Source organism: Bacteroidia bacterium (genome assembly GCA_025056095.1).
Lineage (GTDB): Bacteria > Bacteroidota > Bacteroidia > JANWVE01 > JANWVE01 > JANWVE01.
In genome coordinates, this window is sequence record JANWVW010000055.1 from 1 (window position 1) to 14,147 (window position 14,147).

A 14,147-nucleotide genomic window follows, 5' to 3' on the forward strand; every position below is an offset into this window, starting at 1 on the left:
GCGTGAGCGTAGCCCGAAGCACGCCGACCTTGCCCACACAAGCACAGCGAAGTGTGGGCAAGGGCACGCCCAAAAAAATTAAATCTTAATCCTTGTGCAAAATAAAAATAGAACTGATATTTGAGTAGAAAGTCCCTCCGCATGTATGATTACACGAATAGTTGTCTTAACTTTTGAAGAAAATAAAGTCCAAGAGTTTCTAAGCTTGTTTGATGAACACGCACGGCAAATTAGAAATTATCCCGGTTGTATGGAATTGGTTTTGTGTAAAGATACGCGCATAGCTAATCGCTTTTACACGTACAGTGTGTGGAATTCAGAACAGGACTTAGAAAACTATCGCCAAAGTGATTTTTTTAGACAGTTATGGTCAAAAATAAAAGGGCTGCTGAAAGAAAAGCCTCTTGCTTTTTCTCTGCAAGCGTACAAACAAATTCCTTGATAAAAGAGATATGGGTTTTTGAATTTATCCGTAAATTGCTTTTAGTGCGCTTTCAGCAGTTGGGTATTTGAATGTATAGCCATACTCCTGCGCGCGTAGAGGTTTTACAAGTTGTCCTTCTAAAAGCATAGCGCTCATTTCTCCAAAAATCATTTTAAGCATGAAAGCAGGTACGGGGAATAAATTGGGGCGCTTCAAAACTTTGGCTAGTACTTTACAGAATTCTTTGTTATTAAGTAACTCTGGCGCAGTAGCGTTAATAACGCCCTCTACCTTGTCGTTTTTAATTGCAAATTCGATTAGTCCTATTACGTCATCCCTGTGTATCCACGGGAATCCTTGTTTTCCTGAACCTGTATGCCCACCTACAAACATTTTAAATGGCATAGCCATTTTAGGTAAAGCACCGCCGTCCTTTTCTAAAACTACTCCTATCCGAAGAATCACTAAGCGAGTGTACTTTTCTGCACCTTTTGTGGCTTCTTCCCACATGCGGCAGGTATCGGCAAGAAAGTCATTGCCCGCAGGGCTTCCTTCTGTGGCAATTTGATTATCTAGTTTGCCATAATATCCGACAGCAGATGCATTTATCCACACTTTGGGCTTTTGAATGGCATTTTCAATTGCTGTTTTAATGGCTTGGGTACTTTCTACTCTACTGCTAACAATTAACTTTTTGCGTTCATCTGTCCATCTTTTATCTGCTATGCCTGCACCCGAAAGATTGACCACTGCGTGCGCGCCATCTATTTCTTTACTCCATTCTCCTTGATCTTTTCCGTTCCAAAGTACTTGTTTGACCGTGCTAGGTAATGCAGGATTGTTTTTTCTTACCAAAGAAACTACATCGTACCCCTTTTGGACTAGGTATTCAGTTAGGGGCTTTCCAATAAAGCCTGTGCAGCCTGCTAGTACTACTTTCATACCAAAGTAGAAGTCTTTTTATAGAACAAAAGTTTCAATCTTTGGGACTAAATGGCTATGATTTGGGTATAGCTTGCAAAATAAACGGGTGAGTAATTGTTTCAGCCATCAATTTTTATAGTGATGATTTTACCTCTGCCAGATTTATCTCGCAAAAAGCGTTCTCGGTAGAGCATGTAGCTTGCTGTTCCTATATCTTGCATGTACAAGTAGTTAAAGCCTGAGTTGATAAGTGCTCCTACACCGGGTAACATAGTTATAGCTTTTCTTCGCAGAATTTGCATTACAATTTCCTGCACAAGGTTGGTAGAAATTCCTATGACAATTTTTTTAGTTACGTGTTTAATAAGCGGATCTTGTGAAGGTTCTTGTTCTTGATAAAATTCAGTTTCTAAATCTTTGAGCATAGAGAGTGATTTTTGTTTTTCTGTTTGAGAGGATGCTGTGCCTACTTTGAATACATGAAGCATGTAGTTGGTTTCAAATGTGCTGTTATCCCCTTCTTTGCTGTATCCGTAGCATATACTTACTTGGTGAATTAATCGCATACTTATGAGGAAGAAAGCAGGTAAATCAGCAAGTAGACCTAACCATCCTGCTAAGCCTGTACCTAAGCCTTGTACTGCACTGACTAGCTTGTTACTTTTGATGTACAGTATGGAAACCGTGTCTAAATCTTGAATATTTGCTTTTTTAATGTCTTTAACGGTTTGGATATCTGGAGCGTATTGTTGTATATCTTGAAGGATACTTTTTTCGTTGACGGTCCAATTTGAAGCTACTTGAAGTTTTTCTATTATGTTTTGTACGACCTCTGCTATTTTGTTTTGTACTTCATCGGGGATGAGTTGGTTGCCTGCCCAAGTTATGGGTTTTACCAAAGTGGCACTTACTTTTGACAAAAAACTTGGGCTTTCTGCTTTCCAAGCATTTATTTCGTCTAGAATTTTCTGTTCGGATTGATTTAATTTAGCCATAAGTTAAGATACAAACATACGGTTTTTAGATAAGAATGGTTATATGAAAAGATGACATAAAGAAAAATTTTTGCGTGAGGCATGCGGAGGGTGGGCGTTAGCCCAGTGCGGAGCGAAGCGAAGCACCGAAGCGATAGCGTAGCCCGCAGCACGCCGACCTTGTGGGCATGAGCGTAGCGAATGCCCACAAGGGCACGCCCAAAAAATCTTCATAATAAACTTAATTTGTCTGAAAAAATGTATATTTTTGCTAATTATGATTAGAACTCTGCAAGGTAAAACGCCTATCATCGGCAAAAATTGCTTTATTGCTCAAAACAGCATCATTATTGGAGATGTAGTTATCGGCGATGAGTGTAGTATATGGTTTAATGTAGTTATCCGCGGGGATGTGCATAGTATTCGTATCGGCAGCCGTACGAATATTCAAGATGGGGCTATTTTACATTGCACTTATCAAAAGTACTCTTTGACAATTGGGAATAATGTATCTATTGGTCATGGTGCTATTGTGCATGGCTGCGTAATTGAGGATAATGTACTCATTGGAATGGGCGCTAAAGTATTAGATGGAGCAGTAGTGAGAAAAAATAGCATTATTGCTGCAGGTGCCGTAGTGCTATCGAATACAGAAGTACCAGAAGGTAGCTTATATGCGGGTAATCCTGCTACATTCAAAAAACGATTGGATGAACACTCTATTGCGCTTATCCATCAAACGGCAGATAATTATGTCAAGTACAAAGAGTGGTACGCAGGCGAAACTTGGTAGAGAATGTCAAAAATTAAACAGTATTTAGAGGTTGTTTTTCCAGGGGTTTTATTGGCAGCCACAGGAATTGGAGCAAGCGATTTTTTTGGGGCTACTTGGGCGGGTACAGTAGCAGGTACAAGCCTTTTATGGGCTATTGTGTTAGGGGTTTTGCTCAAATATTTTCTTACGGTAGGAATGGCTAAATGGCAACTGTATTCAGGTCAAACGATATTAGAAACTTGGCTTACTGCTTTTCCGAAGTGGATTCAGATTATTTTTATCCTTTACTTTCTTGTATGGGCAATTTTAGTTTCTGCGGCGCTAATGGGTGCATGTGGGTTAGCTATCCATCAACTTGATGTGCCTAAATTACACGATTATTCAAAATACAATAACGCTATCTATGCTGCTTTACATGGATTTATAGGTTGGATATTTGTTCGTTTTATTCGGTTTGAAGGTTTTGAGAAGTTTATTTCTTTGGTAGTGGGCTTCATGTTTTTGGCTATACTACTTAGCTGTTTTAGAGTAGAGGTACAAGGTAATATGCTGGATTTACCTGCGTTTCCGATAGAAAAACCTGTGGTTATTTTGGCAATTATCAGCGGCATAGGGGGAACGGTTACTTTACTTTCTTTTAGCTATTGGATAAAAGAAAAAGGTTGGAATAGATTATCAAACTTCAAAGAAGTGAAGTTGAGTGCGGCTGCGGGATACCTTATTTCAGGGTTGTTTGGTGCTTGTATTTTATTTATTGTGTCGCACGTATTACGCCCTCATGGAATATTAGCCGATTCAGAGGAATCAGCCAAAGAAGCTTTCAAAAAAATAGGCAGCTTAATGGACGAAAAAGTAGGTAGATATTTGTTTATTTCAGGCTTTTATGCCGCCGTAATAGGTTCAATGCTGGGAGTATGGCAAAGCGTACCTTACTTTTTTGCAAACGGATACTATTTGTTGAAAAAACGTTCTTTTGAAGGTTCTTATACAACTACTTTACCTTATCGGTATTTTCAAGCTTTTATGATACTGACTGCCATGTTTTTTTTAGTTCAGAAAGCACAAATTTTACTAGTAATGTACAGCCTTTTTGGTTCATTGTTTATGCCCATGGTAGCCATTAGCTTAATGGTTCTCAATACAAAAAAAGAAATGGGTAAGTACAAAAATTCTTTGCTCTTAAACCTTTTTTTGGCAATGGTAGTAGTGTTGTACGTTATTATTATTGCCATAGAGCTATCATTGTTGTAGAAATGTTATGAATTGATTAGTTTTGTTATATGAAGTGGTATTGTCTTTTTGTTTTGTGTTTTTCAGGGATAGTAGTGTTTGCTCAAAACTATACTAAATATATTGTAGGAGATACTAACGATGTAACCACTGCTTGCCAATACCGAATTACCTTAATGGGCGGTGCTTCTGAACATGATTCAGCAGCTAAATGGTTTTTAGAAGGGGCAGCAGGTGGAGATGTAGTAGTGCTGCGCACTTCAGGTGCAGACGGCTACAATAGCTATTTTTACAGTGGATTAGGCGTAACGGTCAATTCTGTGGAAACGATTGTGATGCATAATGCCTTAGCCGCTTATGAACCGTACGTTATCAACCGAATTAAAAATGCTGAAGCGTTGTGGTTTGCAGGGGGCAACCAATGGGAATATGTATCTTATTGGAATAACACGCCCGTAGATAGTGCTATTCACTACCTTATTCATGTTAAAAAAGCTTCTATTGGAGGTACTTCAGCAGGTATGGCTATTCAAGGAGGTATAGTTTTTACTGCTCAATATGGCACGATAAGTTCCAGCACAGCCCTCAATAATCCTTATCATACTAATGTTACTTTACTCAAACATGATTTTATTCATCATCCCCTTTTGGAGAATGTCATTACAGACACGCATTACGATAGCCCTGACCGTAGAGGAAGACACACTACTTTTATTGCTCGGGTTATGCATGAGGACAATATAGATACCTACGGCATCGCCTGTGATGAATATACAGCCGTGTGCATAGATAGTACAGGTATAGCACGCGTGTACGGAGAATATCCCACATATAATGATTTTGCGTATTTCATTCAACCTAACTGTGTGATGCCCAATACGCCTGAAGTTTGTTCGCCTGGAATGCCGCTTACTTGGAATAGAAGCGCTCAAGCCCTTAAAGTATGCAAAATACCTGGTACAAATACAGGTAACCACACTTTCAATCTCAATGATTGGAAAACTCACACTGGTGGCACATGGGAAGATTGGTATGTATTAACAGGTACATTATACACTGTTGCAGGAAGTCCACCTAACTGCACTACAGAATTACAATCTGTGCTAAGCAATACTGATATAGATTGGGAAATTTATCCTAATCCTGCACAAGAACAAATATACTTACATTTACCTACGGCAGGACAGATTAAAATCTACGACACTTTGGGTCAGCTAAAATATCAACAGGAATTGCCAAAAGGTATTCATGCGATAGACCTTACTTCTTTGAGTGCAGGGATTTACAACATCACATTTCAAACACATTCATGTATTTTTTACAAAAAATTTTGGATTAAATAGAAAGACAAAAGTTGCTTTTTTGTAACTTGCGGTCAAAATGCTTATGAGAAAAGGAATTTTTGTCTTTTTTGCTTTAACAAGCCCATGCTTGCTTTTGGCGCAAAGCGTAATAGATTCATTAGTTAAGGTGGCGCCTTGTATGAAAATTGGTGAAAAAGCCCCCGTTTTTACTGCGGTCAACCAAAATGGGGGAATAGTGAGCATGAACAAGTACAGAGGAAAAAAGAATGTACTGTTGATGTTCTATAGCGAACAAATCTACTCTCACCCTAGTAGCCCTTTACAAAGTGAAGGTCAAGCTCAAATCAGAGAATTGGTAAATGCTGCGGGCAATCTTAAAAGTAGAGACATTGAAGTGATTATGGTTACGCCTGATAGTCAAAAAGATATTTTTGACATGATTGAAGCCACAGGAGCTCAATTTTCGTTTGTGCACGATGCTAACCACCAAATCATGGACTTGTACAAGTCTTCTGTTAAAATTCCTGCTAATCACCCTGAGGTTCAGGCTATGCTTCAAAATGGAATAAAATTGACCAAGAAACCTACCGAAAAAGAATATACACTTCCTGTACCTGTTATTTATCTCATTGGTAGAGATGGAGTTATAAAAGGTGTGTTTAATGGGGCTAAGATGGACCAGTATCGTATGGAGATTGGTAGTGAAAAAGCCAATATTTACACTTGGCAATACATATCAGCCAAGCTTAACACAAAGGACTAGGTCTATTTTAAGTTCAGAACAATTAAGATTTAACTGATGAGTTTTTTAGTTTTATTTTTTGGGCGTGCCCTTGCCCACACTTCGCTTGCGCTGGTGTGGGCAAGGTCGGCGTGCTACGGGCTACGCTTTCGCTTCGGTGCTACGCTTCGCTCCGCACCGTGCTGACGCACGCCCTTCGCATGCCTCACGCAAGAGATCTCTGAAAAATTCATTTCTCTGTAAGTTATGTAAGGTTTTAGCTTGTAAGTCCTTGTACTTCAAGCTTAAACAAGGTAAAGACATGATTGCTTATGCAGTCTGCGTGAGGGGCATGGAGCATGCCGTTAGGCAGTGCGAAGCGTTAGCGAAGCACCGAAGCGAAGCGTAGTGCGGAATGCCCCGACCCTTGCGTCAGCAAGGGGCACGCCCAAAAAAGAGATTCAATTTATCAATATCTTACTGTGCTTAATTTAATTTTGAGTTGTATCTATAAAATTTGCCAAGAATTTTGTTTTGTACACGCTTCAATCAAATGAATATAAACAACGTTTGTAATATGTGGGGCTAGCCCTACTGTCTTTTTTTTAATAAGTATAGAATTTTGTAAGCAAATAATTCAGTTTAATTATCTTGAACTATGAAATGGAGTGTAATTGTAAAAGGTTCTATTTTACTTGCTATTAGTACAGTTTTTTCCTTTAAGGTAATGGCTCAGTACGCCATAGGGCATCGTACTATTACCTTCAACGATCCTTCTCGTACAGGCGGCTTTGGTTCAGGTGGAGGTCCTGGCAGACAAATCCAAACAGAGATTTACTATCCTGCTACTACTGCGGGTACGGCAACCCCAGTAGCTTCGGGAGTATTTCCTGTTATCACAGTGGGACATGGTTTTGTCATGTCTTGGGATGCTTATCAAAATTTATGGGATTATTTTGTACCAAGAGGATACATTTTAGCCTTTCCGCGCACAGAAGGAGGGTTCTCACCCAGTCATAACGACTTTGCTTTAGATTTACGAGTGGTTAACCAAAGAATGAAGTTAGAAGGTACAAATCCCAGCTCACCTTTTTATCAAAAAATAAGCAACAAAACAGCAATTATGGGACATTCTATGGGTGGGGGCGCTTCTATCTTGGCCGCTGCTGGATACACACAAGTTACTACCGTAGTAGGTTTAGCCCCTGCCGAAACTACTCCTTCGGCTATTAGTGCAGCTAGTAATGTGTCTGTACCTACACTTATATTTTCAGGCGCTCAAGATGGGGTAACTCCGCCAAGCACGCACCATATTCCTATTTACAATGCTATTCCTACAAGTGTGTGTAAAACTTTTGTAAGTATAATCGGCGGTGCACATTGTTACTTCGCTAATCCAAATTTTAACTGTGATTTTGCAGAAGCTACAGCGTCAACAGGAATTTCTATTAGTAGAACTACGCAGCAAATTAAAACTCAACGCATATTAGAACAATGGTTCAGATTTAAGCTTAAAACAGAGTGCGATGCATTCCAAGCTTTTCAAGATAGTCTTTCTAATATGTCCGGAATTACTTACAATCAAAGTTGTACTTACCAGCTATTTACTGCTTCCGGTACCCCTACCGACCCAGTCATGGGCAATGACGGAAGTATAGATATTACTGTTAGCGGTGGTACTCCTCCCTATACCTTCTTATGGAATACAGGTGCTACTACCGAAGATTTGACAGGTCTATCAGCAGGTATTTATACGGTTACCATCACTGATGCAGAAGGGTGTCAAAAAACTTTGTCTTTTACTCTGAATAATCCTTTGTCTATAATTAGACCTACTCTTCATGATATAAAATACAATGCTTCAACTCGTCAAATTCAGATATACTTTTCTACACCCTACGAGTTACTATTTAATCAGCATTTTATTGAATATAGTGTCGATCATCAACCTTTTCAGAAGCTTACAAGTATAATGATGGAAAACATGTACGCAGAATATCGGTATACTCTACCTGAAAATTTGTTTAACACGGAAATCACATATCGAATAAAAACCACAGATAAGACAGGAAATTGCTATTATTCTAATTCTAAAACATTGATTATCAATCAGAATCAAGCTGCGATTAATTTGTATCCTAATCCTTTCCATGAAAAAATAAGTGTTAGCGCTAATAAAGATTGTACTATAAGAATAGCAGATATACAAGGCAAAATTCTTTACCAGCAATACATTCCGAAAGAGAGCATAGGCGAAATTTCTACAGAAACTTGGCCAAGGGGTTTATACTTTGTTCAAATTCCGGAATATGGTCAGTCGTACAAAATAGTAAAAGAATAAAAGCAGCTTTTGTTGTTTTTGAATTTTTTGGGCGCCCCGCTCTCGCGGGGGGCCCAAAAAAAAAAAATTTTCTACTCAAAATCAACGCAGATCCACAATATTGGCATTAGGGTATTTTGAGACATCAAAAGTAAAATCAGAAGAAGATACTGCTTCGTTAATTTGGATATCCGTAAAGATGTATGTAGTAAAGTTTTGGTTTCGGTCCTGAACTTTCATTTGCTCTACAAGATGTGTATTTTTGTTTATCCATAGATGGACACGCACAATGTTTGTCTTTTTGCGTGCAGGGGGATACAACTCTATGTGGTCGGTAAGAGTGCCGTTAGGAAGTCGTTCCTCTGCTACGTATTTTCCTTTGGGTTCTTTGCGGTACTGCTCATAAAAAGCATTGAGAGAAAATTCCGCGTTATCCGCTGAGTATTCACTGATAGTAACTTCGTTAGATTTTTTGTCATAGCTATACACCGCTTTTTCGTCGCAAATAATTTCTCTGCCTTCTGTGGAGAAGGTAATTCTGTATTTATTCCCACTAACTATTGCCTTTCCCACTCTACTTTCTGGTTTTTGTATATTAGGACCTTCAGTCTTAATTTTAATTGTAGCTGTCATCTTAGAGATAGACCTGAACTTATTCCAAGAATTATCCATAATGGTTTTGCTCTTTGGGTCTATCTGGGCTATTGCCGATAAATGACCTACAACAGCTATGAATACTGTAAAGATAGAAAAACGTTGCATAAGCTCAATACAAAAATACAAAAATTCAATTTACATGCCAAATGTACTAGACGAAATTTAATGATGATAGTAAGTTATCTACTTTTAACGTATTTTGCATTTTTTGTGTATATGTTTTGCTTGTTGGTTTAATGTAAGAGCAGGTTAAATAATTTGAATAAGGTTTCTTTAAGTTCTTTTCTATGGACAATTGCGTCTAAAAAGCCGTGCTCTAACAAGAACTCCGCAGTTTGAAAGCCCTCTGGTAGGGGTTTTCCAATAGTTTGCTCAATTACCCTGGGTCCTGCAAAGCCAATAAGTGCTTTGGGTTCAGCAAGGTTAATGTCGCCTAGCATGGCAAAGCTAGCTGTTACTCCTCCTGTGGTAGGATTGGTGCATAAAGAAATGTAAGGCAGTTTATGCTGTGCCAAAATAGCTAGTTTAGCTGCGGTTTTTGCCATTTGCATCAAACTTACCGCGCCTTCCATCATTCTTGCTCCACCACTTTTTGATATAATGAGTAAGGGCAAGTGATTTTCGATAGCATAGTCTACTGCACGTGCAATCTTTTCACCAACTACACTGCCCATACTTCCTCCAATAAAATCAAAATCCATACAACCTACCACAATTTCCAACTTATTCACTTTGCCGACAGCTACTCGGATTGCATCTTTGAGATTAGTTTGTTTTTGGGTTGCAGCAATACGCTCACTATAAGGTTTAGTATCTACAAATTTGAGTATATCTACGGCGACTAAGTTCGCAGCAATTTCTGTAAATTCATTATTATCAAACAGTAGTTGAAAATACTCTTCAGAACCTATATTATGATGATAGTCGCAAAAAGGACATACATAACAATTATCTTGGAGCTGCCTAATATGTAAAGATTTTTTACAAGAGGGGCATTTAGTCCAAAGTCCGTCGGGAGTTTCGCGTTTTTGTTCTGTTAAGGTTTTGATATTTTCTTTTTCTCTTTTGAACCAACTCATAACTTAAACAGGAATGCAAAGATATAAGGATAAAAGTGAAAAATAAAATTACGCCCAAGTTGGTATTTCGTAATGTTAATTTGTGTAATTTTTCATTGTAGAGCAAAGTAAAAAAGTGCGATTTTTACATGCTCTAACAAATGTATAAAAATTCTTGAAAATGTTGGATATTACATTTTATTTTCTTACCTTTGCAAAAATGCTACAACCAAGCCACAGGTGGGTTTTGCCTATACTACTTATCAGCTTTGTGCTGTATAACGTAGGCGTACCTGTGTTTGTACATTTTTGTGCTTCAAAAAATAATACCCAAACACATATCATTCCCCAAAAACATGTATGCAGTGCAGAAAAAAGAAATGAAAGCAAATCCTGCTGTGAAAAGAAGCCTAAAGCAGGTAAAAATACTCACTCTATTCCGAATTCTAAGAGCGAAAACAACTGTTACGGGGAATATTTTGCTCCTAGTGATTGCTGCAAACTTACCTATCAAATTAAGCAAAATCATCAACAATATTTATCCGAGTCTTCTAAAAAAATTGTAAAAAAAGCACCTGCTTTTGTTCCATATTCTAAAAGGTATATTGCAGGTATTCCTGTACCTATCTGTAAGCATCGCAAAAAGCACTGCGAACCTTCCAGCATAGACATCTCCCCAATAGAATACTTTCCATTAAGACTATGAGCCTTTTTGGTGTTTGTGCTTGCTCTTGTTATCTGATTTATCTTTTCCTTTCTATTCTTATTTAACAAATGCTCATAGTCTATGAAAAAAATTCTGCTAAGTGCTGCTTTGTTATGCGTTTTATATGTATACGGGCAGCAAAATATCTTCGGGCTTGTTATGGATACAGCCCAACAACCTGTGCAATATGCAGTAGTGCAACTTGTTAACTATGCCAATATTCATACTCAGACAGATAGTGTAGGACGCTTTTATTTGTCTATTCCTGATAGTATCAAAATACCTTTTCAGGTTGTAGTTAGTCGATTGGGCTACATTAGTGATACTATCTCTGTTTACCATCTAAACAAGCTAAACATTACTCTCACCCTTAAACAAAATCAGGAGGTTATTATAACAGAAAAGCAAAGTAGCACAATAATCAATACATTACCGATTCGTGAAGAAATCATTACTCAAAATGAATTTCGGCGGGCGGCTTGCTGCAGTGTTTCTGAAAGCTTTGAAACCAATCCTTCCGTAGATGTTTCTTTTTCTGATGCAGCTTCTGGTATTCGGCAAATTAGTTTGCTAGGACTTTCCGGTAAATATACTCTCTCTACTGTTGAAAATTTACCTCTTATCCGCGGGCTGAATATTTTTTCAGGTTTTATGGACATTCCTGCATCTTGGGTTGAAGCAATTCATGTAAGCAAAGGAGTAGGCTCAGTTTTACAGGGATATGAAGGTCTGACAGGACAAATACAAGTCGATTTTTATTGCCCAGAATCTGTGGAGGATAAAGTATTCCTAAGGGGCTATATCAATCACTTATTGCGTAGTGAATTTAATGCTAATATCAGCCATTCATTAAATACAAAATTAAAAGGGCTAAGCTTTTTACACGCAGGTACAATGCCTAAATCTATAGACCAGAACCAAGATGGATTTATGGATATGAGTATGCACAATATAATCAACGCTTTACAAAAATGGTTTTACGAACCTAACCAAAAATGGCAAGTGAAAACGGGGCTACATGCTTTGTACGAAACTCGTAACAGTGGACAAATCCACAATAAAAATTTTCACCATATTGCTAATACATATCATATTCATGTCCGAAATCAACGATTAGACTATTACATTAAGGTAGCGCGTTTGTTTGAAAAAAAAGGGCGTTCATTAGCTATAACTTATTCGGGTATTCACCATGGGCAAGTAGCGGAATTTGGCGTTCAACCCTATTCAGGCATTCAACATTTTGCTAACCTTCAAAGTATTTACGAAGAACCTATACATTCCAATCACTCTCTTAAGTTTTCTGCACAATATCGATATGAGAGTATATTTGAAAAGAATGCTTATTTATACTATCAACGCATAGAACATACTTTTAGCACTATAACAGAGCATACTTGGAAGTGGCAAAAGAAATACATTTTACTCACAGGGCTTAGAGCAGATTATCATACTTTGTTGGGTTGGTTTTTTACTCCAAGAATACATACCAAATGGAATCTATCCCCCCAAACCACATTGAGAACTGTATTGGGCAAAGCAACACGTATTGCTAACATTATTTCTGAAAATTTTAACAGCTTAGCTAGCAGTAGAGTATGGATTGTGCAAGAAAACCTTAAACCCGAAGTAGGCTGGAATGTAGGTTTAAGTTTTGACCAAAAATTTAGTCTAAAAAATAAAGATGGGCGATGGGCGATAGAAAGTTTTTATACCTTCTTTAAACAGCAAGTTATTGAGGATTACGATTCTACTCCACAAGCTATTTTCTTTTACAATCTGCGCGGTAGGTCTTACTCTTTCTATGTACAAACAGAGTTAGAATATGAACCTTTGAAAAATCTCACACTAAAAGCAGCATATAAGTACTATGATGTAAAAATTACTTTACAAGATAAACTCATGGATAGACCTTTTATATCTAAGCACAGAGGTTTATTTACACTTTCCTATTTGAGCAGCAATGAAAAATGGCAATTTGACGCTACAACACAGTATCATGGCAGGCAGCGCTTACCTACTACGCATAATAACCCTATACAATACCAAAGACCAAATTATGCGCCTAGTTACTGGCTTGTATTAGCTCAAATTCAATTTATTTCTCAAAAAGGTTTGGAAATTTATGCAGGCGGAGAGAACTTGCTAAATGTTAGACAACCTAGCCCTATTATCAGCGCAGAAAATCCATATAGTATTTATTTTGATACTACTTTGACCTACGCCCCTATTGTAGGGCGGATAATTTACTTGGGTCTACGGTGGAAATGGTAAATAAGAACTATAAAAATGGATTGTGATATCTTTCTTGCCATATAGTAGTAACAGGTCCATGACCACTGTATACAATTGTTTGATCAGGTAACGTCAAAAGTTTAGTCTTAATGCTTTGTATAAGAGTATGATAATCACCACCAGGTAGGTCATATCTACCGATACTACCATTAAAGAGGACATCTCCGCTAATAATCTGATGACTTTCAGGATGATAAAAACAAATACTACCTGCTGAATGTCCAGGCGTGAAAAGAATGCGCAAGGTAGTTTTGCTAAATGTTACAGTATCTTTTTCATCAATATACTTATCAGGAAAGGGGCTACTAAATGGAGGTATCCCAAACATAGGTGCATACATTGGTAACTTGTGTAAATTATCCATTTCTTTTTCATGCGCATAAAAAGGGATATTAAATGTAGTCTTAACCCATTGATTACCAAATACATGATCTATATGGCAATGAGTATTGAGTAGGAGTACAGGTTTAAGTTGTTGATTTTTAATAAATTCCATAAGAATATTCTGCTCATAGTAGTTGCTACAACCAGGGTCAACAATTACGCATTCTTTGCTATAATTATCAGTAAGAATGTATGTATTTTCAGAAAAGCTATTGAAAGTGAAAGCATGTACATTCATACCACAAAAGTAAAAAGAGTAATCCCGGATACAAAATGAAATTATTTTGCATCGGATATGGCAAAATTCATATTATTTTTGCATTGTGTTATTAAAAAGTTTACAAGTTCAAGGTTTTAAAACCTTTGCTGATAAGC

General features: G+C 37.7%; 16 protein-coding genes. 10 read left to right on the plus strand and 6 right to left on the minus strand.

Annotated elements, in window-relative coordinates:
• Positions 1-145 precede the first annotated feature (145 nt).
• Positions 146-442 carry an antibiotic biosynthesis monooxygenase gene (locus tag NZ519_06050; protein MCS7028313.1) on the plus strand — a complete coding sequence of 99 codons (297 nt, stop codon included), beginning with the start codon at positions 146-148 and terminating at the stop codon, positions 440-442.
• Between the two features lie 24 nt (positions 443-466).
• Here the strand turns inward: NZ519_06050 and NZ519_06055 are convergent, their stop codons facing one another.
• The 3 genes from NZ519_06055 to NZ519_06065 all read right to left on the minus strand — a co-directional run bounded on the left by NZ519_06055 (position 467) and on the right by NZ519_06065 (position 2,556).
• On the minus strand, positions 467-1,366 hold the full coding sequence (locus tag NZ519_06055; protein MCS7028314.1) for a TIGR01777 family oxidoreductase: 900 nt from the start codon (positions 1,364-1,366) through the stop codon (positions 467-469).
• A gap of 101 nt (positions 1,367-1,467) precedes the next feature.
• Positions 1,468-2,343: an EcsC family protein gene (locus NZ519_06060; GenBank protein MCS7028315.1), complete on the minus strand. Its 876-nt coding sequence runs from the start codon at positions 2,341-2,343 to the stop codon at positions 1,468-1,470.
• Between the two features lie 39 nt (positions 2,344-2,382).
• Positions 2,383-2,556, minus strand: a complete 174-nt coding sequence (locus NZ519_06065; GenBank protein ID MCS7028316.1) for a hypothetical protein — start codon at positions 2,554-2,556, stop codon at positions 2,383-2,385.
• A 43-nt stretch (positions 2,557-2,599) separates the two neighbouring features.
• On the opposite strand from NZ519_06065, the gene NZ519_06070 reads away from it, so the two are divergent.
• The 7 genes from NZ519_06070 (at position 2,600) to NZ519_06100 (ending at position 8,693) form a co-directional block, all read left to right on the plus strand.
• Positions 2,600-3,115: a gamma carbonic anhydrase family protein gene (locus NZ519_06070; GenBank protein MCS7028317.1), complete on the plus strand. Its 516-nt coding sequence runs from the start codon at positions 2,600-2,602 to the stop codon at positions 3,113-3,115.
• Between the two features lie 3 nt (positions 3,116-3,118).
• Positions 3,119-4,348 carry an Nramp family divalent metal transporter gene (locus NZ519_06075; GenBank protein MCS7028318.1) on the plus strand — a complete coding sequence of 410 codons (1,230 nt, stop codon included), beginning with the start codon at positions 3,119-3,121 and terminating at the stop codon, positions 4,346-4,348.
• A 29-nt stretch (positions 4,349-4,377) separates the two neighbouring features.
• Complete coding sequence (locus tag NZ519_06080; GenBank protein ID MCS7028319.1) at positions 4,378-5,670, plus strand: T9SS type A sorting domain-containing protein; 1,293 nt, start codon at positions 4,378-4,380, stop codon at positions 5,668-5,670.
• Between the two features lie 139 nt (positions 5,671-5,809).
• Positions 5,810-6,394 carry a peroxiredoxin family protein gene (locus NZ519_06085; protein MCS7028320.1) on the plus strand — a complete coding sequence of 195 codons (585 nt, stop codon included), beginning with the start codon at positions 5,810-5,812 and terminating at the stop codon, positions 6,392-6,394.
• Between the two features lie 58 nt (positions 6,395-6,452).
• Positions 6,453-6,761, plus strand: coding sequence for a hypothetical protein (locus tag NZ519_06090; protein ID MCS7028321.1), 309 nt, complete (start codon positions 6,453-6,455; stop codon positions 6,759-6,761).
• Positions 6,725-6,847 (plus strand): hypothetical protein, encoded by a 123-nt coding sequence (locus tag NZ519_06095; GenBank protein ID MCS7028322.1) that lies wholly within the window; start codon positions 6,725-6,727, stop codon positions 6,845-6,847. The genes NZ519_06090 and NZ519_06095 overlap by 37 nt, the downstream gene beginning before the upstream one ends.
• Before the next feature lie 163 nt (positions 6,848-7,010).
• Positions 7,011-8,693, plus strand: coding sequence for a T9SS type A sorting domain-containing protein (locus NZ519_06100; protein ID MCS7028323.1), 1,683 nt, complete (start codon positions 7,011-7,013; stop codon positions 8,691-8,693).
• Positions 8,694-8,774: 81 nt separating this feature from the next.
• On the opposite strand, the gene NZ519_06105 is transcribed toward NZ519_06100, so the two are convergent.
• A complete protein-coding gene (locus NZ519_06105; GenBank protein ID MCS7028324.1) occupies positions 8,775-9,434 on the minus strand; it encodes an outer membrane lipoprotein carrier protein LolA in 660 nt (219 codons plus the stop codon).
• Positions 9,435-9,562: 128 nt separating this feature from the next.
• Positions 9,563-10,408, minus strand: coding sequence for an acetyl-CoA carboxylase, carboxyltransferase subunit beta (accD, locus tag NZ519_06110; GenBank protein MCS7028325.1), 846 nt, complete (start codon positions 10,406-10,408; stop codon positions 9,563-9,565).
• 199 nt (positions 10,409-10,607) lie between these two features.
• Between accD and NZ519_06115 the strand changes: the two genes are divergently transcribed.
• The gene (locus NZ519_06115) at positions 10,608-11,093 is read left to right on the plus strand and encodes a hypothetical protein (GenBank protein MCS7028326.1); all 486 of its coding nucleotides are present in this window, start codon (positions 10,608-10,610) and stop codon (positions 11,091-11,093) included.
• Positions 11,094-11,174: 81 nt separating this feature from the next.
• A complete protein-coding gene (locus tag NZ519_06120; protein MCS7028327.1) occupies positions 11,175-13,367 on the plus strand; it encodes a TonB-dependent receptor in 2,193 nt (730 codons plus the stop codon).
• Positions 13,368-13,374: 7 nt separating this feature from the next.
• Here NZ519_06120 and NZ519_06125 read toward each other — a convergent pair whose 3' ends face one another.
• Positions 13,375-14,010, minus strand: coding sequence for an MBL fold metallo-hydrolase (locus NZ519_06125; protein MCS7028328.1), 636 nt, complete (start codon positions 14,008-14,010; stop codon positions 13,375-13,377).
• Positions 14,011-14,147: the final 137 nt, after the last annotated feature.

Coding starts and splice junctions, on each gene's coding strand:
- NZ519_06050 (MCS7028313.1), top strand. CDS start 146: ATGATTACACGAATAGTTGTCTTAACTTTTGAAGAAAATAAAGTCCAA.
- NZ519_06055 (MCS7028314.1), bottom strand. CDS start 1,366: ATGAAAGTAGTACTAGCAGGCTGCACAGGCTTTATTGGAAAGCCCCTA.
- NZ519_06060 (MCS7028315.1), bottom strand. CDS start 2,343: ATGGCTAAATTAAATCAATCCGAACAGAAAATTCTAGACGAAATAAAT.
- NZ519_06065 (MCS7028316.1), bottom strand. CDS start 2,556: ATGAAGATTTTTTGGGCGTGCCCTTGTGGGCATTCGCTACGCTCATGC.
- NZ519_06070 (MCS7028317.1), top strand. CDS start 2,600: ATGATTAGAACTCTGCAAGGTAAAACGCCTATCATCGGCAAAAATTGC.
- NZ519_06075 (MCS7028318.1), top strand. CDS start 3,119: ATGTCAAAAATTAAACAGTATTTAGAGGTTGTTTTTCCAGGGGTTTTA.
- NZ519_06080 (MCS7028319.1), top strand. CDS start 4,378: ATGAAGTGGTATTGTCTTTTTGTTTTGTGTTTTTCAGGGATAGTAGTG.
- NZ519_06085 (MCS7028320.1), top strand. CDS start 5,810: ATGAAAATTGGTGAAAAAGCCCCCGTTTTTACTGCGGTCAACCAAAAT.
- NZ519_06100 (MCS7028323.1), top strand. CDS start 7,011: ATGAAATGGAGTGTAATTGTAAAAGGTTCTATTTTACTTGCTATTAGT.
- NZ519_06105 (MCS7028324.1), bottom strand. CDS start 9,434: ATGCAACGTTTTTCTATCTTTACAGTATTCATAGCTGTTGTAGGTCAT.
- accD (MCS7028325.1), bottom strand. CDS start 10,408: ATGAGTTGGTTCAAAAGAGAAAAAGAAAATATCAAAACCTTAACAGAA.
- NZ519_06115 (MCS7028326.1), top strand. CDS start 10,608: ATGCTACAACCAAGCCACAGGTGGGTTTTGCCTATACTACTTATCAGC.
- NZ519_06120 (MCS7028327.1), top strand. CDS start 11,175: ATGAAAAAAATTCTGCTAAGTGCTGCTTTGTTATGCGTTTTATATGTA.
- NZ519_06125 (MCS7028328.1), bottom strand. CDS start 14,010: ATGAATGTACATGCTTTCACTTTCAATAGCTTTTCTGAAAATACATAC.